Here is a 21,311-nt window from a genome sequence, read left to right as displayed (position 1 = left end):
CATGAAAATCGACGCGATTCGCCGCAGCTACACCAAAGATAAATTGGATCTCGACAAGCTCGATGCCGATCCCATTGTGCAATTTGAACACTGGTTAAAAGATGCGGTGGCGGCAGAGTTGCCCGATCCGACCGCCATGTGTGTAGCGAGCGTCGACGCTGAGGGTCAGCCGTCACAGCGGCTGGTATTGTTAAAAGATCTGAGCCCGAGCGGCTTTACCTTTTACACTAATCTTGGCAGCCGTAAGGCTACCGAGTTAGCGGCTAATCCGAAAGTTTGCTTACACTTTCCGTGGCATCCTCTCGAGCGCCAAGTTATCGTTTATGGGACGGCAGAACGCGTGCCTACCAGTCAGGTAATGAAGTATTTCTTATCACGACCCAAAGAAAGCCAGTTGGCAGCTTGGGCATCGGAGCAAAGTCGGCCGGTGTCAACGCGCTTGGCACTGATGCAGAAATTTGCGGAAATCAAAGAAAAATTTTCGCATGGTGATGTGTCGTTACCCGATTTTTGGGGCGGCTTTTTAGTACGGCCTTATCAAATTGAATTTTGGCAAGGCGGTGAGCATCGCTTACATGACCGCTTTATGTATCGGCAAACGGATCTTGGCTGGCAAATTGAGCGGCTGTGCCCTTAACGCTGCAGTAAAGAAGGAAACGCGCGAGTGAATAACCCCCAAATAACAGCTCGCTCGATGTCTTACCCGCTATTCGACACCCATTGTCATCTTGACTTACCCGAGCTCTGGCCTACGTGGCCAGCGCATTGGTGCCTAGCACAGCAAGCTGGGGTGCAAGCCTTGTTAATTCCAGCAGTGGCCAAAGAAAATTGGCCGCGTTTGCTGAAGCTGTGTCAAACCAACCCGCAATTTTATGTTGCTTTGGGTATTCATCCTTGGTGGGCCATTAAACACCACTTAGCGGATATTGATTTGCTGGCGTTGCAGTTGCAACAGCCAGAGGTATCGGTGCAGGCCATTGGTGAAATTGGCCTTGATTTCGCGTTAGATGCAGACAGTTTTGTCATACAGCAGCAATTGTTTGCAGCACAATTAGCGTTAGCCAAACGGCATAAATTACCGGTGATCTTGCACCATCGTAAAAGTCAGCCAGCGTTATTAGCGGAAATTAAACGTCAGCAGTTTAGTGAAGGCGGCATTTTGCATGCGTTTTCAGGAAGTCAGCAACAAGCGCATGCTTTTATCGATGCGGGGTTCAAATTAGGTATCGGTGGCACTATTACCTATAGCCGAGCGGAAAAAACACGGAATGCGGTCAGTAAATTACCGCTGTCGGCTTTAGTGTTAGAGACCGATGCACCCGCTATGCCGCTATGCGGTTTTCAAGGGCAGGTTAATACGCCAGCGCAGTTAGCGCAGGTGTTTGACGCTTTATGTCAATTAAGAGATGAATCCCCACCGCAGCTCGCTGCGGCGTTGTGGCAAAATAGTCGTCAGATCTTGCGACTGAGCTAACCGGCGAAAAGCGTTAAGGGAAAGAGTACTAGGCTTGGGGAGTAGGTGGTTTGCGATAGCGCTGACTTAACAGGCTAACATTGCGTTTTAGTAACATGCCCACCGCACCAGTAAGTAGCAGCAGACCTAAGATTTGTTGCATTAATTGCTGCCAAGAATGATAGCCCGGAAACAACTTTTCATCCTGCAATAAACTTAATTTGATATAGCCAAGCAATTCGTTGTTCACTCGAATTTCTTCTACCATCGGGATTAATGCTAAAGGCTGGTCGGGGCGATACAGTAAGCGTGCGGCAGAATTCGCTTCTGACCAACTGATCCTGACGCCATTCGCATCATAAACCACGACATCATGTAAGAACGGATTTTCGGCAATATGCTGAGTTAATTGCGACAAGCCTTCCAATTCGTCATTTTCTAATAAATAACCGGCGGTGTAAGACATGGCAATTAAGGTTTCACGCATCAGCAGTTTATTTTGTTGCATCAACAGTTGCTGGCCTTCAGTGCGTGCTGCGCCCCAGCTATGCAAAATAAACCAGATACCTAATACGGCTAATGCCAGTTGTAATAAGGTAATAAAGCTTGAATATCGATGACCTGATAGGCTATGGTGCTGCATATTTTTAACCGCTAAATGACGTCGGCAGGTCGCTGCCTAAAGTGTTGTAGCATGCCATGGTCATTCAGTTAAGTATAGGGCAGAGCGTGTCGAATTTTTCTAAAGTATTAGCTCCGTTTAATCGTGAGCTTGAGTCGATGTTAACTGAAGCGCAGCAGCCGTTGTGTTTAGAATGGCGAGCTGGGCAAATTCAGAGCGTGGCAACAGCTGATAGCGCTGCCAGTGGCCCAGTATTAATTTACTTTGGTGGCGAGCAGAGTTTGAGCCAACTTGAGCAGATTTTAGCTGCGCTGGCATTACCTGCCATGTTATTAACCGTCAGTGTCAATCAACCGCTTGCTAGCTTACCGGCCGGCCTGTTGTTGCAAAGCCCCGCACTGATGCAACCTGAGCAAGCGCGATTAAACCAGATCGCGACAGCGCTAGATTGCCAGCTGGTATTTTTAGCAACGCGTCCCGCGTTAACGCAGCCCGGTTTATTACTGATGGATATGGACTCGACGGCCATTGAAATTGAATGTATCGACGAGATTGCTAAGTTAGCCGGTGTGGGTGAACAGGTGGCCGCCGTTACTGCCAGAGCGATGAACGGTGAGCTGGATTTTGCACAAAGCTTGCAACAGCGGGTGGCGGCTTTAGCCGGTGCGCCTGAATCAGTGCTGCAGCAAGTATTAGATAAGTTACCGTTAATGCCGGGGTTAACCGAGTTGGTGGCAACCTTGCAGCGTCATCATTGGCAGGTCGCTATCGCCTCCGGCGGTTTTACCTATTTTACTGATGCCCTAAAGCAGCAACTGGGCTTAACGGCAACCTTTGCTAATCAATTAGACATTGTTGAGGGTAAGTTAACGGGTAAGGTGTTAGGACCCATTGTTGATGCAGAGCGTAAAGCGGCTGTTGTTGCCGAGTTAGCTGCGCAGTATCACATTCCACTGGCTCAAACCATCGCCATAGGAGATGGCGCTAATGACTTATTAATGTTGCAACAAGCCGGCTTAGGTGTAGCCTTTCATGCTAAACCCAAGGTGCAGGCGGCGGCCAAAGCGGCGATCACCTCCGGCAGCTTATTGCAGCTATTGTATTTGGTTGAACCCGCGTGAAGCATCAACAACATTCGTTGTTTGTTGATTTAAAAGACTATCATCTGCATGTTAGGCAATTAACACCGCTGCACGGTTCACTTGCGCCGGTGTTGTATTTGCACGGTGCAATTGAGAATGGGCGCATTTTTTACAGCCATTCAGGTAAAGGCCTTGCCAGCTTCTTAGCCGATCAGGGGTTTATTGGTTATGCCGTCGATTTTGCTGGTCGTGGTTTATCACAACCCTCGCTGGCTGCTGGCTTGCAGCAAAATCAGCAACAATTAATTTGCCATGATATTCCGCGCTTAATCGAGCATTTTTACGACTTACATCAACAGCCCTTAATCTTAATGTGTCATTCGTGGGGCGGCGTGTTAGCGGCGGCGAGTTTAGCCCGTCATCCGCATTTACTGCAGAAAGTTAAAGCCAAGGTTTGTTTTGGCACAAAACGCGTGATCAGTGTGCGATCATTAGCAAAATGGCTGAAAATCGATATGGTCTGGAATAATCTGGCCCCTTGGTTAAGTCGGCAGCCCGGTTATTTACCTGCCAAACGCTGGCGTTTAGGGGCGGATGATGAGCCCAGACAATTTTTGTTGGATACCATTCGTTGGATCAAAGGTGCACCGTTTAAAGATTGCACAGATGGTTTTGATTATCAGCAAGCTTGTCAGCAAGCCGCTTGGCCGGCCATTTGGCATTTTGCCGCCGAGCATGATCGCGTGCTAGGTCACCCTAAGGATGTACAAGCTTTTATCGTAGAATGCGCTCAGCGTGAGGCGAAGTTCAGTTTATTGGGTAAAACGCAGGGTTATTCGCAAAACTATGATCATATTTCGATGTTAACGCATCCCGCTGCAGCAACAGATCATTTTGAAGAACTCGCGCAGTGGCTAAAAAACTTATAACGGCTATTTAGCGCGCGCTAAGATAGCCAAGCGCGCTTGCTGTTGAGCCGCCGCCGCCGCCGCATTATAGCGAATGACCATCTCTGCAGAGGTTTCTACGCCATCAGCCACCCCTTCGACATGCCACAACTCTTCCTCTAACGTTTTGGCTTTGTGCATAGCATAAACACTGATATAGCCAATTTCCTTGGCAATATATTCTGAGTCGAGCTTACCGGTGCGAGAAACATAGAGTTTAAAGCTAAACAGCACATGATGTTCAATGGCATCTAAAATAAAGATTTGCAGATCTTCCGCTTGCTTAAACTCAAAATCATAATGGCTACTAAACTCCAGTTGACCATTGTCTAACGGGGTAACCCGAATATATAACTCAAATTGTTTAGACGGATCATGTCGCTTCATTTGCTTTAAAAAATTAGCAACTTCTTGCGTTAGCACGTGCTCTTTCGTCAATAAACTAAAATCTAAGCTTTTGCTGCTCTGTTGCGACAGTTGCAGCAACTTATGGATCGCATTGGGCTGGGCGCCGCGGCCTAACACATTCACGTCATGGCGTAGGCCTTTGCGATGAATAAAAACCGCAAAGTTATTCAGCGTTTTAACATACATATTGCGCAGCGCATCCGATAAGCCAGGGTACTTTGGTGTTTCTTCGGCCACGGTTAATTTGCTGCGGTTACTTTGGATTAACTGCTGAAAAAACACCTTACCAATATGAGAATCGGTTTTGGCAATTTTCAAATTCATAATGGTGCGGCTTTTACTCACCGCCATCACTTCGTAAGGTAAGCCCGATAATTGATGTTTGTTGGTGATTTTTTGAAGATCAGGTAATTCAAAGAGCAGTATATCGCCTTTTTGAAAATCGACAGGTTGGCTAAATTCAATTTGTAGACCGCCAGTAGAGAAGTCTCGGCTAAAACTGCTGATAGGGGCTTGCTCTGGTTTGCTTCGAACTAACACGGTGGTTTTATACAAATAACGCGACTCGGCACGTAAGTTAATATAATGAATAGCCACCGCTTCGCAGGGTTTGGCTTGAAGGGCTTTACTTAATCCAAATTTATTTAAGGCCGCTAATTTATCAGTTTGGTAAGTGTAGCCCGAGTAATAACGTCGATGTTCAGCCGAACTGATTTCAGTTAGTGCGGCAATATAATGCATGTCTTTGAGCATGCCCGCGATTAAGGGGGACGGTTTTTGTGTGTTGACCGCGCCGGGTATGGCAAATTCATTAATGCTTTGGCTTACGTTAGTTTTTAATAAATTAAGATGGAATACCCGCCAACTGGGCTTGCCGGCGCCAAACCCAAAAAACATCTCACGTAAAGCGCTTGATTCGGCAAGTTCAAGATCCGTCGCAGCATAAAAATACAATTTGCCTTTTGCTGCGTGGGTAAAGCAATACAAGATACTGGAGCGTTCGGTCGAGGTCTGGCTCAACAGCAGTTTTAGCCGCTTGGCAGAAAGTACATGGCTTAATACTGAGAGTTGCTGTTCATCCAAAAAATAATGCCAAACACTTTTGTTGTAATCACTGGTGAGGCAAAAACGGCTACTGACTTGGCCATCAACAACCGATAAATAAACCGGTAAAGTATTAATTCGCGGCAAATAGTATTGTTCATAGCCTTTGGTAATGACGGCGTCGGTGGTGTTATCTAAATTCACCTTGTAGCGGCGTTTATTACCATGAATAAAACTCTGTAAAAATTGATTAAACGAGCCTTCTTGTTCTGGATCCAAGCGCTTTAACCGCAGATAGTTGTATTTATCCTGCTCATCAACTTCTAAGACTTGATAATTTAAGCCCTTAGGCAAATTCAAGGTGAATTCTTTTTCTAAGCCACGCAAAGCCAAATTGAGGGTGTCGCCCACAACAATTTGCCGCCCCGCCGGTATTTTTAATTTACAACCACCAACAGACAGATCCGTGGTCATGGCACTAAAACGCTGATCCGCATGGCGGACTTCTACTTCAATGCCATAATTCATGCGCTCTTCACAGCGGCTGATGTAATAGCCAAACTGCACCAATTTATTCGGGTTACTGGTTTCTTCTGCTGGCTCGGTATTTTCTTGCGTGTTCGCGGGGTCGGGCAGCTGCAAACCATTACGGCGTTGTGCTAACGCATTTCGAATGCGCTCTTCGGTTTCTTTGCGATGACGAACCCGAAAGTTATTGTCGGCGTTCATGACTTCTTCGTAAACGCCAATGGTGTACTGGCCGTAATCGTTAACGCCGTTTTCAAAGATCTGCCGTGCGGTATCATCTAGGTGATGGGTTTTGCCTAAATAGACAAAAGGTTTAACATCACCATCAACATGGCCGCGTAAATCAATGTAATAGTTGCAAGGCTGAGCAAGACGCTTCAGTTCCATTTTTAATAAGAACTGTTTTGACTTAGGCAGGCTGGCAGACAGGCTAGCAAAGGTCTGCTCAAACTCAGGTGAGTTGATCAGTCCTTTCATCCTTTCAATAATGCCAGATTGCTCTTTAAAGTCGGTTGCAGTCATAGTCAGCTGATTCAGTTGCCAAAATTTTGGCAGCTTAGGGTTATAATGAGATTAAGCTACGTTGTTCTATTTCGAAAAGCAATATCTGTGCCTTTTATTCAAATTAGGAAAGATCATGGCAAAAACAAAAACCGCCTACGTATGTAATGAGTGTGGTGCCGATTTTATGCGCTGGCAAGGTCAGTGCTCTGAATGCTCGGCTTGGAACTGTATTACTGAAGTGAGACTTGGTGCAGTCAAAACGAAAAATACCCGGCTGGATGGTTATGCCGGTACCACCGTCGCTAAAGTGATGCGCTTGGATGAAGTCGATCTGCAAGAAGTACCCCGATTTAGTACCGGCTTTGTTGAGTTTGACCGCGTGTTAGGCGGCGGTATTGTGCCGGGCTCTGCTATTTTAATCGGTGGGCATCCTGGTGCCGGTAAAAGTACCTTATTACTACAAATGATGTGTGGCTTAGCTGAACAGGGTGGTGCCTTGTACGTCACGGGGGAAGAGTCTTTACAGCAAGTGGCGATGCGTGCTCAGCGCTTAGGTTTACCAATGGGCGCGTTAAAAATGCTGGCAGAGACCAATGTCGAAACGATTTGCCAATTAGCGCAGCAAGAAAAGCCCCGCATTATGGTTATCGACTCCATCCAAGTGATGCATTTAGCTGATGTGCAATCGGCCCCAGGGAGTGTGTCGCAGGTTAGAGAAAGTGCGGCCTTTTTAACACGCTTTGCCAAGCAGTATCATATCGCCATTATTATGGTGGGCCATGTCACAAAAGATGGCTCGCTGGCCGGCCCTAAGGTACTTGAGCATTGTATTGACTGCTCGGTAATGCTCGATGGCGATACCGATAGCCGCTATCGCACCATGCGTGGCCATAAAAATCGCTTTGGCCCGGTAAATGAGCTAGGCGTCTTTGCCATGACGGGTCAGGGTATGAAAGAAGTGAAAAATCCTTCGGCTATTTTTTTAACGCGTGGCAAAGAAGATCAATCAGGCAGTATTGTGATGGTGCTTTGGGAAGGAACGCGGCCATTATTAGTCGAGATCCAAGGGTTAGTTGATTATTCACCGCTGAATAATCCAAGACGCGTGACTTTGGGTATGGAGCAAAACCGTATTTCTATGTTATTGGCCGTTATGCATCGCCACGGTGGTTTGCAAATGGCCGATCAAGATGTGTTTGTCAATGTCGTCGGCGGCGTTAAGGTCAATGAAACGAGTGCTGATCTAGCGACCTTGCTGGCCTTGGTATCGAGTTTTCGTGATAAACCCTTGCCCAATGATTTGGTCGTATTCGGTGAAGTCGGCTTGGCGGGTGAAATTAGGCCGGTACCGAGTGGGCAAGAACGTTTACGTGAAGCGGCAAAACATGGTTTTCGGCGCGCTATCGTGCCGATGGCGAATGCGCCCAAAGAGGCAATTGAGGGTATGCAGGTCATCGGTGTGAGTAAATTAGCAGAAGCGTTAGAAGCAATTTAGAAAGTCGGTAGGGTCATAAAAAACACCTCCGTCGTAGCGGAGGTGTGAGTGTGATGAGATATCGGTTATTTGATGCTGCTATTTTGCGGGAAGTTAAGGCGTAATACTTGTTCCGCATCTTGCTTTAACTTATCTAAACCCAAGCGGCCATAGCTTTCCACCATGATTTCAAGAGCTTGTTCTACTTGTGGTACATCACGGTAAAACTCCAGCACATATTTACCCCGATTCGCTGCAGCGAGGTAAGCACCACGGCGCATATAGTAATCGGCAACGATTAATTCATGCTGGGCCAATTTGTTTTTAATCACCAACATGCGGTTACGCGCTTCATCGGCGTATTTGCTGTTTGGAAAGCTATTTAATAAAATTTTAAAATCATCAAACGCTTGACGGGTGCTGCTTAAATCACGATCAGCGCGCTCTATATCAAAAAACTCTTGAAACGCATTTTCATCAGCTTTTAAGTTGGTCAGGCCCCGCATGTAATAGACATAATCTAAATCAGGCTGGTTGGGGTTTAACCGAATAAAGCGGTCAATGCTGGCTAACGCTTGTGGAATATCGCCGGCTTGATGATAGGCATAAATTAGGTCGAGTTGTACCTGTTTAGCTAAGGGGCCAAACGGATAGCGACTTTCTACCCCTTTGAGTAATTCAATGGCTCGGTTATAGAGGCCCGCATCCAAGACTTCTTTGGCTTGTTGATACATGCCTTGAGCCGTTTGTGTGGCAGTCATTTGCTGTGGTTTGGGTTTGCCAGCACAGGCCGTTAGGGCGATTGACATCAAAACTATCAGTATAAATTTCAATTTCATGTAAAAATCCGTTACTACTTAAGCTAAATGGCTGTCTAGTCCAGCGTAAAATCGTTAAAATAGGCGCTAATGCGATTCTACCCCAGATATCGAGGGGTTGCACACAGGATAACTGCTTCCGTCATGACAAAACAGATAAAACTTTCACAAATCGTTCCTGACCATCTTTTTGGTAAACGCTTAGATCAGGTTTTAGCCGAAATGTTCCCTGATTATTCACGTTCACGTATAAAAGAGTGGATTTTGGCTGATGCTGTGCAAGTTGAACAGCAACTTTGCAATACGCCAAGACAGAAGATGTTTGGAGGTGAGCAGATTGATATTACAGCCGATTTGCCTGAAGACGAACGCTTTTTGGCCGAGCCCATTGCTTTAGATGTGGTTTTTGAAGATGAACATATTTTAGTGATCAATAAGCCTGCAGGTTTAGTGGTTCACCCAGGTGCCGGTAATGCGGATGGCACCTTATTAAACGCTTTATTGCATCATTGCCCGGGTATTGGTGAAGTGCCGCGCGCTGGTATTGTGCATCGCCTTGATAAAGACACCACCGGTTTAATGGTGGTTGCCAAGACCATTCCGGCACAAACGCATTTAGTTGAAGCCATGCAAGCACGTGAAATTACCCGAGAATATGAAGCGGTTTGCTACGGTGCCATGACCGGAGGTGGCTCGGTCAATCGCCCTATTGGCCGGCATCCAACCAAAAGAACTCTAATGGCGGTGCTTGAAAGCGGTAAGCCTGCGGTCACGCATTACCGGGTAATGGAAAAGTATCGTGCTCATACAAGGTTACGTCTGCGCTTAGAAACCGGTAGAACGCATCAAATTCGTGTGCATATGACGTTTATCAGTCATCCTTTAGTGGGCGATCCAGTGTATGGGGGGCGGCCACGCCCTCCGCGTCAAGCAGCGGAAAGCTTATTGGTGTTTATGCGTAATTTCCGCCGCCAGGCGTTACATGCGATCATGCTTAAACTGGCACATCCCATCACCGGCCAAATTTTGGAATGGCATGCGCCTTTACCGGATGACATGGTGCAGCTGAATGCCGCTTTACGTGCTGATACCGCTCAGCATGGCTTGGATTTTGTGTAATGCACAATGTAAGCCTGAAATGCCAATGACGCCTTTGTTACTCAAACCAACATGGCCTGCACCTTCTAATGTGCAGGCGGTAAGCTCAACTCGCCTCGGCGGTTATTCGCAGGGCGTGTTTCAAGGGTTAAATTTAGGCTTACATGTTGGGGACGATGCGGCTACGGTTGCTCGAAACCGCTCGTTGTTTCAACAGCAAGCGGCTATGCCCGCAGAGCCTTGTTGGCTTGACCAAGTTCATAGCAATAAAGTGTGGCATTTAACCAAGAGCACTACGGAGCTAAACGCGGCATTGCCTCAAGCCGATGCTGCGTTTAGCCAGCAAGCTGGGCAAGTTTGTGTCGTCATGACGGCAGATTGCTTGCCGTTATTAGTGTGCAATAGCGCAGGCTCTGAGGTAGCCGCCATTCATGCGGGCTGGCGCGGTTTAGCGTCGGGCGTGATTGAGCATACCTTACAACAGTTTCAGGCAAAGCCAAGTGAGCTACTGGTGTGGTTAGGCCCTGCCATTGGCCCCAAGCACTTTGAAGTGGGGGCTGAGGTGCGCCAAGCCTTTGTACAGCAAAATGAGCTGGCCGCCAGCGCTTTTAAACCCTTAAGCAAAGATAAATATCTGGCTGACTTATATCAGCTGGCACGACTGCGGCTGCAGGCTTATGGTGTCTCTGCTATTTTTGGTGGCGACTATTGCACTTATCACGACACTGCGCAGTTCTATTCATACCGTCGTGATGGCCAAACGGGTCGGATGGCCAGTGCCATTTGGCTCAGTCATTCATCATAAAACTGATCGAAGTCAATTTTTTGACGTTTATTGCTTGAAAATTCCACAATCTAGCCCAATCTTAATATGCAGCAACCCATACTTATGCCTGCAGGAGCTAGACCATGCGCTTAGATAAATTTACCAGTAAATTCCAAGAAGCTATCGCTGATGCCCAATCGTTAGCGGTCGGGCGCGATCAACAATTTATTGAACCCGTGCACATTATGTTTGCTCTTCTCAACCAAGAAGGCGGCACGGTGCGAGAGTTGTTGAATAAACTGGCGATTAACTTTAATGAACTCCGCTCAAAAGTAAGCCAAAGTATTGAGCGATTACCTCGCGTGGAAGGTGATGCCAGTAATTTGCAGTTGGCCAGTACCACCGCGCAGTTATTACAACAATGCGATAAATTGGCGCAGCAACGCAAAGATCAGTTTATTTCCAGTGAGTTATTTGTGTTAGCCGCTACCGAAGATAAGTCTGAGTTGGGGCGTATTTTAAAATTACTCGGTGTCACCAAAGACAACGTGGTATCGGCTATTGAACAAATCCGCGGCGGCCAAAAAGTTGAAGATGCTAACGCTGAAGATACTCGCCAAGCGTTAACTAAATATACGGTAGATTTAACAGCGCGAGCCGAAGCCGGCAAATTAGATCCGGTAATTGGCCGTGATGAAGAAATCCGTCGGTGTATTCAAGTATTACAGCGTCGCACCAAGAATAACCCTGTGTTAATTGGTGAGCCGGGTGTGGGTAAAACCGCCATTGTTGAAGGGCTGGCGCAGCGTATTATCAATAAAGAAGTACCGGAAGGGCTTAAAGATAAGCGCGTATTGTCTTTGGATATGGGCTCTTTATTGGCGGGCGCGAAATACCGCGGCGAATTTGAAGAGCGTTTAAAAGCCGTATTGACTGACGTGTCGAAAGAAGAAGGCCAGATCATATTATTTATTGATGAAATTCATACTATGGTCGGCGCCGGTAAAGCGGATGGTGCAATGGATGCGGGTAATATGTTAAAGCCGGCGTTAGCGCGTGGTGAATTACATTGTCTTGGCGCAACCACCTTAGATGAATACCGTAAATATATTGAGAAAGATGCCGCTTTAGAGCGTCGTTTTCAAAAGGTTTTGGTGGATGAGCCGTCAGAGGAAGATACCATCGCTATTTTACGTGGTTTAAAAGAGCGTTATGAATTGCACCATGCGGTAGAGATTACCGATCCAGCGATTGTCGCCGCGGCGACTTTATCACATCGTTATGTGAGTGATCGGCAACTTCCCGATAAAGCCATCGACCTGATCGATGAGGCTGCCTCAAGCATCCGTATGCAGATGGACTCAAAGCCAGAAGAGTTAGATCGGTTAGAGCGGCGTATTATTCAATTAAAACTCGAAGATAATGCCTTAGCCAAAGAAACCGATGAGGCCAGTAAAAAACGTCGGGATTCCATTCAAGAGCAAATTCGAGAATTAGACATCAGCTACAACGAGCTGGATGAGATCTGGGTGTCTGAAAAAGCTGCCTTGCAAGGTACACAGCATATCAAATCAGAGTTGGAGCAGGCGCGCTTAGACTTAGAAGTTGCACGTCGTGCCAGTGATTTGCAGCGGATGTCAGAGCTGCAATATGGTCGCATCCCTGAGCTTGAGAAAAAACTGGATCTCGCATCGCAAGCCGAAATGCAAGAAATGACCTTGTTGCGTAATCGGGTAACCGAGCATGAAATTGCCGATGTATTATCAAAAGCGACGGGGATCCCGGTAAGTAAAATGCTCGAAGGCGAGCGCGATAAACTGCTGCAAATGGAAAGCGCCTTGCACCAAAGTGTGGTGGGGCAGCATGAAGCGATAGCGGCTGTCGCCAATGCCATTCGCCGTTCTCGAGCCGGTTTGTCGGATCCGAATAAACCGATTGGCTCTTTCTTATTCTTAGGCCCGACAGGGGTGGGTAAAACGGAATTAACAAAATCACTAGCGCGTTTCTTATTTGACAGTCCCGATGCGATGGTACGTATCGACATGTCTGAATTTATGGAAAAACATGCGGTATCACGTTTAGTGGGCGCACCGCCAGGCTATGTCGGTTATGAAGAAGGCGGCTATTTAACCGAGGCGGTAAGGCGTAAACCTTATTCGGTTATCTTGCTCGATGAAGTCGAGAAAGCCCATCCCGATGTGTTTAATATTCTATTGCAGGTGTTAGATGACGGCCGTTTAACCGATGGACAGGGCCGCACTGTCGACTTTAAAAATACGGTCATTATCATGACTTCAAACTTGGGCTCTGATCTTATTCAAGAACACCATAAAGAGTACAGTTATGAACAAATGAAAGAAATGTTGATGGGCGTGTTGGCAAAACAATTCCGGCCAGAGTTTTTAAATCGACTGGATGAAGCCGTGGTGTTTCACCCTCTGGATAGTAAACAAATTCAGCAAATTGCTAAAATTCAGTTGGATCGTTTGGCTGAACGTTTACAACAACGCGACTATCAGCTTGAGGTTAGCGAAGCTGCGTTACAAAAATTGGCTGAAGTGGGTTTTGATCCTTTGTTTGGTGCGCGCCCATTGAAACGTGCTATTCAGCAACATTTGGAGAATCGTTTAGCTCAAGCATTATTGCAAGGTGATTTCTTACCGGGTTGCACAGTGGTCATTGACCATGACGGGGAAACCTTCACCATGCAAAGCCATCGCTAAAATGCAGCATAAACCCTGTTACATATCGAACAGGGTTTAACACGATTAAGGCGTTGGGGCACAACGCCTTTTTATTTCAAAATTGACGAGCATTGTTTGTTGCTCGCGCTCCACTTCTGTTAATAAGCGAAGTTCGTTTTTGTTTGCGTCTTGGGTAAACAGTTCTTGGCCACTGCGCAATAACAATAATTGTTCTTGTGCCTTTTGACAAAGCATCGGATCGAGTTCAGAACTCACTGGATTACCCCGTGAGTCTCGCACCGATGATCGTGATGCAGCATTAGTACGAACGGTGACTAACTGATAATTGCCTTCACGCGGCGGTTGCTGACCAAAATGCGTCACACCTCGAGCGTCTTGCCAGCTATAAACCGTTTGTGCCATTGCTGTGCTACTGGTCAAACTGACCAGAAACATAAAAATAAGACTCGCTTTTGCCATGGTTCTATCCATGTTATGTTATGTCCCTTATAATCAGTATATTCTCTTTTTCAGAAGTTGCCCTATGACAGATCTAAAAAACAATGAACATGGCCCGCGCAAAGGGATCTATTTATTACCCAACCTGCTTACAACTGCAGGATTGTTCTCTGGTTTCTTTGCCATCGTATCATCAATGAATGGCAGATTTGAAGCGGCAGCTGTCGCTATTTTCATCGCTATGGTTTTTGATGGCTTAGATGGACGAGTTGCACGCCTAACCAATACCCAAAGTGAGTTCGGTGCGCAGTACGATAGTATGTCCGATTTACTGGCGTTTGGTGTAGCTCCGGCTTTAGTCGCCTACAACTGGGCGTTAGCCGATTTAGGTAAGTTTGGTTGGCTGGCGGCCTTTATTTACGTGGCTTGTGCCGCATTACGTTTAGCACGTTTTAATGCCAACTTAGGCGTGACCGATGGTCGTTTCTTCCAAGGTTTAGCCAGCCCCGCCGCTGCTGCGTTAGTCGCAGGCATGGTATGGAATGGTGCAACCTATGAAATTGATGGTGATAAATTTGGCTATGTTGTCGGCCTTATTACCATAGCCTGCGGTTTCTTAATGGTCAGTAATTTCCGCTTTAATTCGTTTAAAAACCTAAATTGGCGTGATCGCGTTTCGTTTTTAACCATATTGTTAGTGGTTGTCATCTTTGTGGTGATTGCGGCTAAACCAGCACAAATGCTGTTTTTGATTTTCTTGGTCTATGCCTGTTCAGGCCCTATTACCACTTTTAGAAGTGTGCGCAAATTAAAGTTAGAGCACGTAGTAGGTGACTCTGATGATGCTGACTTTTTAGATGAGCAAAAAACCAACAGCGAACCAACCAGCACTGAGCAGAAAAAGCCAGAATAAGTATGTCGAGACATTATGGGGCAATGATAAGTGTTGTTGCCCTTTATTTAGCAAGGCATGGTTGAGTTTTAATCCATATCCCCCAAAATCTGGGGGATATTTAGTTTATTAAGGATTTACTTTGGCTTCTAGTATTACACAACGCTTAAACGCACTTAAAGAAAACGGCCAGTTGGCCTCAATTGTCGGTATCAAGCGTGGTATTGAACGTGAGTGTTTACGTGTTAATGAAGATGGCTCTCTATCACAAAGCCCGCATCCTGCAGCCTTAGGTTCAGCCTTAACGCATCCTTGGATCACCACCGACTTCTCTGAGTCGTTGCTGGAGTTTATTACCCCAGCACAAGCTGATATCGATGTTACCTTGCAACAATTAGCGGATATTCATCGTTTTACCATGCGCCAATTAGGCTCTGAGCGGATTTGGCCAGCCAGTATGCCTTGCTATATCGCTGAACAAGATCAAATCCCTTTGGCCTATTATGGCGAATCTAATGTCGGCCGCATGAAAACCTTGTATCGACAAGGTTTAAAAAATCGCTATGGCAGCATGATGCAAGCGATCAGCGGTGTGCATTTCAATTTTTCTTTACCACAGAGTTTTTGGCAAGCGTATCAAGCCTTAGAAGGGGATAACACGGCTAGTCAGGATTTTATCTCTGAGCAATATCTCGCGTTAATACGCAACTATAAGCGCTATGCTTGGCTAATTGTGTATTTATTTGGCGCGTCACCGGCACTGTGCAAATCGTTTTTAGAAGATCGGCAATCGCGTTATGCCTTTCAGCCCTTAGGTAAAGGCAGTTTGTACTTACCTTATGCTACTTCGTTGCGCATGAGCGATCTGGGGTATACCAATAGTGCACAATCGAGCTTAAATATTACATATAACAATTTGCCTGAATACATTAGCGGTTTGCATGCCGCGGTAAGCCAACCTTCAGCGGAATATCAAAATATTGGTGTTAAAGTGGCGGGCGAATATCAGCAATTAAATGCCAATGTGCTGCAAATCGAAAACGAGTTTTACTCGACAATCCGGCCAAAACGCACCACGGAGTCGGGTGAGAGACCTACCTGTGCACTCGCTAAACGCGGTGTTGAATATATTGAAGTGCGTGCGTTAGATGTTAACCCCTTCAGTCCGGTGGGTATTTCAGCTGAGCAAATGCATTTTCTCGATGTGTTCTTGGTGTATTGCTTGTTAGAAGATAGCCCCACGCTATCGGCAGCAGAGCAAACGGTTACAGAGCAAAACTTGAAAAAAGTGGTCACGGACGGTCGTCGCATCAACTTAGAATTATTGCAAGAGGGTCAACCTCGCTTAATGCAAGATTGGGCCGAGCAGCTTTTTGCAGATATGATGCCGATTGCCGCCTGGTTAGATGAAGCCTATCAAACCGAGCGTTATCAGGGGGCTTTGCGTCATTATTACTTGTCGTTATTGGATCCCGCACAAACTTTCTCTGGCAAAGTGCTGAATCATTTAATTAGTCAGCGCAAAGATAATGGCCGCTATATGTTGGAATTAGCCGAGCAATATCGCCAGCAACTTATCAGCGAGCCATATCAACAATACAGTGAGGCGCAGTTTACCGCCGCTAGCAGTGATTCATTGCAACGACAAGCTGATATTGAAGCCGCAGATGACATCAGTTTTGCTGAGTATATTCAGCAATACTTTGCAGAAGTACCGGCTTGTGAGCAAGACCATTAACAGTCTCGTTGTCACGCTGAGTTTAATTGCGGGCAAAAAAAACGGCTACCAAAAGTAGCCGTGAAGGAGAATCCAGGGAAAACAAAAACTTGGTTGAATCCATTCATACTGTTAGAATCAAACCGATGCCGATAGTTCAAATATATTCAAAAAAAAATAAGCTGCTGATATTGCTGAGTTTAGCGATGGTCATTTCGGGGTGCGCTACGCCGCCACCGCGCGATCAATCTAATATCTGTGAAATCTTCGGCGAACATCGTGCCTGGTATCAGGCAACCGCCAAAGCCAGCGATAAGTGGGGCATGCCTATCGCAGTGCCCATCAGTTTTATGTACCAAGAAAGCCGCTTTAAACACAATGCCAAGCCGCCAATGCGTTATTTCCTTGGCTTTATCCTTTATGGACGAGGCAGTTCAGCTTATGGTTACTCACAAGCCAAAAGCGATACCTGGGACGACTATTTAAAAGACACCGGCCGGTATTTTGCCAGTCGTAGTGATTTTGATGACGCTGTAGATTTTATTGGTTGGTATGTTGATAAAACGCACCAGGTTAATAAAGTACCGAAGCATGACGCCTATGCCTTGTATTTAAATTACCATGAAGGTTGGGGTGGGTATCGGCGTGGTACCTATCGCAGCAAAGCCTGGTTACAAAATACAGCCCGCCAAGTCGAGCAGCGAGCTAATATCTATCATTTGCAGCTTCAAGGCTGTGAAAAGGATTTGAAGCGAGGCTGGCTTAGCCGTTGGCTATTCGGTTAAGCCATTATGACAAAATGGCTAGGTTTAACGCTGCAACAACAATCTGACCGTTTTAATCATATTATCTTGCACATCAATAATCTCTATCGGATAGCCGGCCAATTTTACACTTAAACTGCCTTGAGGAATTTCTTCCAGGTACTCTAGTAATAAGCCGTTTAAGGTTTTCGGGCCGTCAGTAGGAAACTCCAATTGCATTTGTCTATTCAGATCGCGCAAGTTGATGGTGCCGTCAATTAAATAAGAGCCGTCGGGTTGTTTTACTATTTCTTCGTGGCTATCTTCCACCACGTCTGTGGTAAATTCACCGACAACTTCTTCTAGAATATCTTCAAGTGTCACTAGCCCTTGGATATCACCGTACTCATCAACGACTAAACCAACGCGCTCTTTGGTACTTTGGAATTTCAATAGCTGCGTATTGAGCGCTGTACCTTCTGGGATGTAATAAATTTCATGTACCGAGCGCAATAAGGACGCTTTGTTAAATTGTTCTTTGAGTAGTAAGCGCACCAAATCGCGTGGGTGAATAAAACCCAGCGCATCATCTATGCTGTCACGGTACAGTAACAAACGGCTGTGCTGTGCATTGGCAAGCTGACGCATAATGTCTTTCCAATCGTCATTAAAGTCGATACCCAGGATCTCATTACGCGGCACCATAATGTCTTCAACGGTGACATTTTCCAGATCTAACACACCCACTAACATACTTTGGTGCTGCTCGGGAATTAACGCTCCAGCTTCATGCACCACGGTACGCAGCTCTTCAGCACTTAAGCTGTTACCACGATGTTTCTCTGGGCTAACGCCCATTAAGCTTAATAAACCGTTGGTGACTTTATTCAGCAAGAAAACAAACGGATAAAAAATCTTCAACAGTACGTTTAAAATAATCGAGGCAGGAAAGGCTACTCGCTCAGGATATAAGGCCGCCAGCGTTTTGGGAGTAACCTCAGCAAAAATCAACACCACTAACGTTAATGCGACAGGAGCAATGGCTAAACCCAGATCACCATAGAGTCGTTGACCTATGAGTGTGGTAACGGTGGCTGCGGCAATGTTGACCAGGTTATTGCCAATCAGGATCAAGCCGATTAACCGATCAGGGCGTTTTAGCAGTTTGCTGACGCGTTTGGCGCCACTGTTATTTTCATTTTCGAGGTGTTTAAGGCGATAGGGGTTTACTGACATCATTCCGGTTTCAGAACCAGAGAAGAAAGCAGAGAGAACAAGCAATACACCCAATATAATAAAGAGTGTGCTAGTCGAGATAGCGTCCAAGAATCAGTTACCTTTGTTGCCAAACATAATCAGGGTTTAACAATTAACCTAACAAAACCTCTTTTACGAATCGGCTGCCAAAGTAAGCCAACGTCAGTAAAATAATGCCTGTTAGTGTCAGCGATATCGCTGTTTTGCCGCGCCAGCCTAAGCGTGCGTGACCCCAGCACAATACCACAAAAACACCCAAGGCTAGAGAACTTAACAGAGTTTTGTGTTCAAGCCAATGTGTTGTAAACGGAATTCCGCTTATTAATGCCGCAGCCAATAATACTGTACCGGCAGCGAGCAGTCGAAATTGTAATTTTTCTGCTTGCATTAGAGGTGGAAGGTAGCGTGTTACACCGGAAAAATCTTTGTGTTTTAACTTATGGCTAATATAAGACACCTGAATAGAGTACAGCGAAGCCATCAATAAAGTGACATAAGCGATAAACGCCAGTGCGATATGACTAATTAAGCCGGGGTTTAACTCATAATGCTGTAACTGTACGCTGGCCGGTAACAGCATGGTGACGAGCAGCGTAACGGCCGTTAAGCCATAAACTAAGGGCAACAGTAAAATGGCGGGTGTGCGAAGTGAGGTCAGCGTAACGGACAGCGAGATCAACCAGCACATTAACGAACTCACATTTTGCAAACTGAAGTTTTGCCCCGCGCCAGTAAAAATTGCACCGGCTAGAGTGAGCATATGCAGCACGATGGCCAGTGTTGCAGTGCTAAACACGAGCTTAAAGTTCGGGCCTGTTGGGTGGAACAAACGCGCCAGTATTGCAACGGTAGCAATTAGATATGCCAGCAGCGCCAGTCCAGGTAACATCATGGCCATTCAATTAACTCCTTTAAAGCATTATATTGGCTATTGTATGGGAAGTTTTTGCGAATGCCCAGCATCTCCCTTTGCTATGCGAACAAAAGATCTCAATGCTGACGTAGCCGTTGCTGTGCGCTATAATCGGCCCAATTCATGAATACGGGTAACTGTTATGTTCGAAAACCTGTCAGATCGTTTAAGTCGCACACTTAAAAATATCAGTGGCCGCGGCCGTCTTACTGAAGACAATATTAAAGAAACCTTGCGCGAAGTGCGGATGGCATTGTTAGAAGCCGATGTGGCTTTGCCAGTAGTGCGCGATTTTATTAATCAAATTAAAGAGCGTTCAGTTGGTTTAGAAGTCAGTAAAAGCCTGACACCGGGTCAAGAGTTCCTGAAAATTGTGCGCAAGGCGCTCGAAGAAGCGATGGGTGAGGCGAACCAAGAGTTAGCCTTAAATACCCAACCGCCAGCGGTAATTTTAATGGCAGGCTTACAAGGTGCCGGTAAAACCACCTCCGTCGCCAAATTAGCCAAGTTTTTAACCGAGCGTAAAAAGAAAAAAGTACTGGTGGTGTCGGCTGACGTGTATCGTCCTGCGGCAATTAAACAGTTAGAAACACTGGCAAAAGAGATTAACGTTGAGTTCTTCCCCAGCGATATTTCACAAGCACCGGTCAGCATTGTTAATGCGGCCATCACCCATGCAAAAACGCGCATGTTCGATGTGTTGTTAGTGGATACCGCCGGTCGTTTGCACGTTGATAGCGAGATGATGGATGAGATCAAAGCGTTACACGCTGCGGTCAAACCGATCGAAACCTTGTTTGTGGTAGATGCGATGACCGGCCAAGATGCCGCAAACACTGCAAAAGCCTTTAACGAAGCTTTGCCACTCACCGGTGTGATCCTAACCAAAGCGGATGGTGATGCGCGCGGTGGTGCGGCTTTATCGATCCGTCATATTACCGGTAAGCCCATTAAGTTTATCGGTATGGGTGAAAAAACCGATGCCTTAGAGCCTTTCCATCCTGATCGTATCGCCTCGCGCATTTTGGGTATGGGCGATATGCTCGGCCTCATCGAAGAGCTAGAGCAAAAAGTCGATAAAGAAAAATCGGCCAAAATGGCGCAAAAAATGATGAAAGGCAAAGGCTTTTCATTAGAAGATTTCCGTGAACAGTTAGTCCAAATGCGCAGCATGGGCGGCATGATGTCGTTAATGGATAAACTCCCAGGTATGAAAAACTTACCGGCGGGTGCCGCAGGGCAGTTAGATGAAAAACAATTTGTGCGGATGGAAGCCATTATTAATTCCATGACGCCAAAAGAGCGCGAGTTTCCGGATTTACTAAAAGGCTCGCGTAAAAAGCGCATTGCCGCCGGCTCGGGCACTGAAGTACAAGACATTAATAAGCTACTGAAACAATTTACCCAAATGCAGAAGATGATGAAGCAAATGTCGGGTAAAGGCGGTTTAATGAAGATGATGCGTGGTATGGGGGGCAAATTACCTCCGGGTATGTTACCGCCACGCTAACTCTGGCGTTACGGAGCGCTTGGCCATGAAATGCCTTGCATTCAAGCCAGAAATCCGTACAATGCAGCAGCCCTCCAGCCTGTCTGGGGGTTTTGTTATTTTTTAAAACCTGAACGATTAAAATTAGAGGACGGTATGGTAACTATTCGTTTACAACGTGGTGGCGCGAAAAAGCGTCCATTTTACCAAGTTGTGGTAGCGGACAGCCGTTTTGCTCGTGATGGCCGCTTTATTGAACGCGTGGGTTTCTTTAACCCAATCGCAAGCGGTACTGAAGAGAAACTGCGTCTGGACCTGGATCGCGTTGACCACTGGGTAGCACAAGGTGCTTCATTAAGTGATCGCGTAACCAATCTGGTAAAAACAGCTAAGAAAGCAGTAGCTTAATTAGT

The 21,311-nt window shown here is 46.2% G+C and carries 19 protein-coding genes; 13 read left to right on the top strand and 6 right to left on the bottom strand.

Going from position 1 to position 21,311, the window contains the following annotated elements; genetic code table 11:
- Position 1: 1 nt before the first annotated feature.
- The gene (gene pdxH / locus LMJ53_RS14840; protein WP_229587949.1) at positions 2-637 is read left to right on the top strand and encodes a pyridoxamine 5'-phosphate oxidase; all 636 of its coding nucleotides are present in this window, start codon (positions 2-4) and stop codon (positions 635-637) included.
- A 27-nt stretch (positions 638-664) separates the two neighbouring features.
- Positions 665-1,474 (top strand): TatD family hydrolase, encoded by an 810-nt coding sequence (locus tag LMJ53_RS14835; RefSeq protein ID WP_229587947.1) that lies wholly within the window; start codon positions 665-667, stop codon positions 1,472-1,474.
- 28 nt (positions 1,475-1,502) lie between these two features.
- Here LMJ53_RS14835 and LMJ53_RS14830 read toward each other — a convergent pair whose 3' ends face one another.
- Positions 1,503-2,096, bottom strand: a complete 594-nt coding sequence (locus tag LMJ53_RS14830; RefSeq protein ID WP_229587945.1) for an AhpA/YtjB family protein — start codon at positions 2,094-2,096, stop codon at positions 1,503-1,505.
- Between the two features lie 86 nt (positions 2,097-2,182).
- Here LMJ53_RS14830 and serB point away from each other — a divergent pair, with 86 nt between their 5' ends.
- Both serB and LMJ53_RS14820 read left to right on the top strand, forming a co-directional pair.
- On the top strand, positions 2,183-3,196 hold the full coding sequence (serB, locus tag LMJ53_RS14825) for a phosphoserine phosphatase SerB (protein WP_229587943.1): 1,014 nt from the start codon (positions 2,183-2,185) through the stop codon (positions 3,194-3,196).
- A complete protein-coding gene (locus LMJ53_RS14820) occupies positions 3,193-4,086 on the top strand; it encodes an alpha/beta fold hydrolase (protein WP_229587941.1) in 894 nt (297 codons plus the stop codon). The genes serB and LMJ53_RS14820 overlap by 4 nt, the downstream gene beginning before the upstream one ends.
- A gap of 3 nt (positions 4,087-4,089) precedes the next feature.
- On the opposite strand, the gene LMJ53_RS14815 is transcribed toward LMJ53_RS14820, so the two are convergent.
- A complete protein-coding gene (locus LMJ53_RS14815) occupies positions 4,090-6,606 on the bottom strand; it encodes a PilZ domain-containing protein (protein WP_229587939.1) in 2,517 nt (838 codons plus the stop codon).
- Positions 6,607-6,721: 115 nt separating this feature from the next.
- On the opposite strand from LMJ53_RS14815, the gene radA reads away from it, so the two are divergent.
- Positions 6,722-8,083, top strand: coding sequence for a DNA repair protein RadA (gene radA / locus LMJ53_RS14810; protein ID WP_229587937.1), 1,362 nt, complete (start codon positions 6,722-6,724; stop codon positions 8,081-8,083).
- A 65-nt stretch (positions 8,084-8,148) separates the two neighbouring features.
- On the opposite strand, the gene LMJ53_RS14805 is transcribed toward radA, so the two are convergent.
- Complete coding sequence (locus LMJ53_RS14805) at positions 8,149-8,901, bottom strand: outer membrane protein assembly factor BamD (protein ID WP_229587935.1); 753 nt, start codon at positions 8,899-8,901, stop codon at positions 8,149-8,151.
- A gap of 123 nt (positions 8,902-9,024) precedes the next feature.
- On the opposite strand from LMJ53_RS14805, the gene rluD reads away from it, so the two are divergent.
- From rluD to clpB, 3 genes are all read left to right on the top strand, one after another.
- Entirely contained in the window at positions 9,025-9,999 is a 975-nt protein-coding gene (gene rluD / locus LMJ53_RS14800; protein WP_226752007.1) for a 23S rRNA pseudouridine(1911/1915/1917) synthase RluD, read from the top strand.
- A complete protein-coding gene (gene pgeF, locus LMJ53_RS14795) occupies positions 9,980-10,783 on the top strand; it encodes a peptidoglycan editing factor PgeF (protein ID WP_229587933.1) in 804 nt (267 codons plus the stop codon). The genes rluD and pgeF overlap by 20 nt, the downstream gene beginning before the upstream one ends.
- A gap of 104 nt (positions 10,784-10,887) precedes the next feature.
- On the top strand, positions 10,888-13,467 hold the full coding sequence (clpB, locus tag LMJ53_RS14790) for an ATP-dependent chaperone ClpB (RefSeq protein ID WP_229587931.1): 2,580 nt from the start codon (positions 10,888-10,890) through the stop codon (positions 13,465-13,467).
- Positions 13,468-13,512: 45 nt separating this feature from the next.
- Here clpB and LMJ53_RS14785 read toward each other — a convergent pair whose 3' ends face one another.
- Complete coding sequence (locus LMJ53_RS14785; RefSeq protein ID WP_229587929.1) at positions 13,513-13,920, bottom strand: DUF4124 domain-containing protein; 408 nt, start codon at positions 13,918-13,920, stop codon at positions 13,513-13,515.
- Positions 13,921-13,972: 52 nt separating this feature from the next.
- Here LMJ53_RS14785 and pssA point away from each other — a divergent pair, with 52 nt between their 5' ends.
- The 3 genes from pssA (at position 13,973) to LMJ53_RS14770 (ending at position 17,281) form a co-directional block, all read left to right on the top strand.
- Positions 13,973-14,800, top strand: coding sequence for a CDP-diacylglycerol--serine O-phosphatidyltransferase (gene pssA, locus LMJ53_RS14780; protein WP_229587928.1), 828 nt, complete (start codon positions 13,973-13,975; stop codon positions 14,798-14,800).
- A 121-nt stretch (positions 14,801-14,921) separates the two neighbouring features.
- The gene (gene gshA, locus LMJ53_RS14775) at positions 14,922-16,517 is read left to right on the top strand and encodes a glutamate--cysteine ligase (RefSeq protein ID WP_229587926.1); all 1,596 of its coding nucleotides are present in this window, start codon (positions 14,922-14,924) and stop codon (positions 16,515-16,517) included.
- Between the two features lie 125 nt (positions 16,518-16,642).
- Positions 16,643-17,281, top strand: coding sequence for a hypothetical protein (locus LMJ53_RS14770; RefSeq protein WP_267867533.1), 639 nt, complete (start codon positions 16,643-16,645; stop codon positions 17,279-17,281).
- Between the two features lie 24 nt (positions 17,282-17,305).
- On the opposite strand, the gene LMJ53_RS14765 is transcribed toward LMJ53_RS14770, so the two are convergent.
- Together LMJ53_RS14765 and LMJ53_RS14760 are read right to left on the bottom strand one after the other, a co-directional pair.
- Positions 17,306-18,565: an HlyC/CorC family transporter gene (locus LMJ53_RS14765; protein WP_229587922.1), complete on the bottom strand. Its 1,260-nt coding sequence runs from the start codon at positions 18,563-18,565 to the stop codon at positions 17,306-17,308.
- 43 nt (positions 18,566-18,608) lie between these two features.
- Entirely contained in the window at positions 18,609-19,394 is a 786-nt protein-coding gene (locus LMJ53_RS14760) for a cytochrome C assembly family protein (RefSeq protein WP_229587920.1), read from the bottom strand.
- Positions 19,395-19,551: 157 nt separating this feature from the next.
- Between LMJ53_RS14760 and ffh the strand changes: the two genes are divergently transcribed.
- Both ffh and rpsP read left to right on the top strand, forming a co-directional pair.
- A complete protein-coding gene (gene ffh / locus LMJ53_RS14755; protein ID WP_229587918.1) occupies positions 19,552-20,919 on the top strand; it encodes a signal recognition particle protein in 1,368 nt (455 codons plus the stop codon).
- A gap of 135 nt (positions 20,920-21,054) precedes the next feature.
- Positions 21,055-21,306 carry a 30S ribosomal protein S16 gene (rpsP, locus tag LMJ53_RS14750; RefSeq protein ID WP_226752016.1) on the top strand — a complete coding sequence of 84 codons (252 nt, stop codon included), beginning with the start codon at positions 21,055-21,057 and terminating at the stop codon, positions 21,304-21,306.
- Positions 21,307-21,311: the final 5 nt, after the last annotated feature.

The organism is Rheinheimera sp. UJ51 (assembly GCF_020819615.1).
Taxonomy (GTDB): domain Bacteria; phylum Pseudomonadota; class Gammaproteobacteria; order Enterobacterales; family Alteromonadaceae; genus Alishewanella; species Alishewanella maricola.
This window is presented reverse-complemented; position numbering and strand designations above follow the sequence as displayed.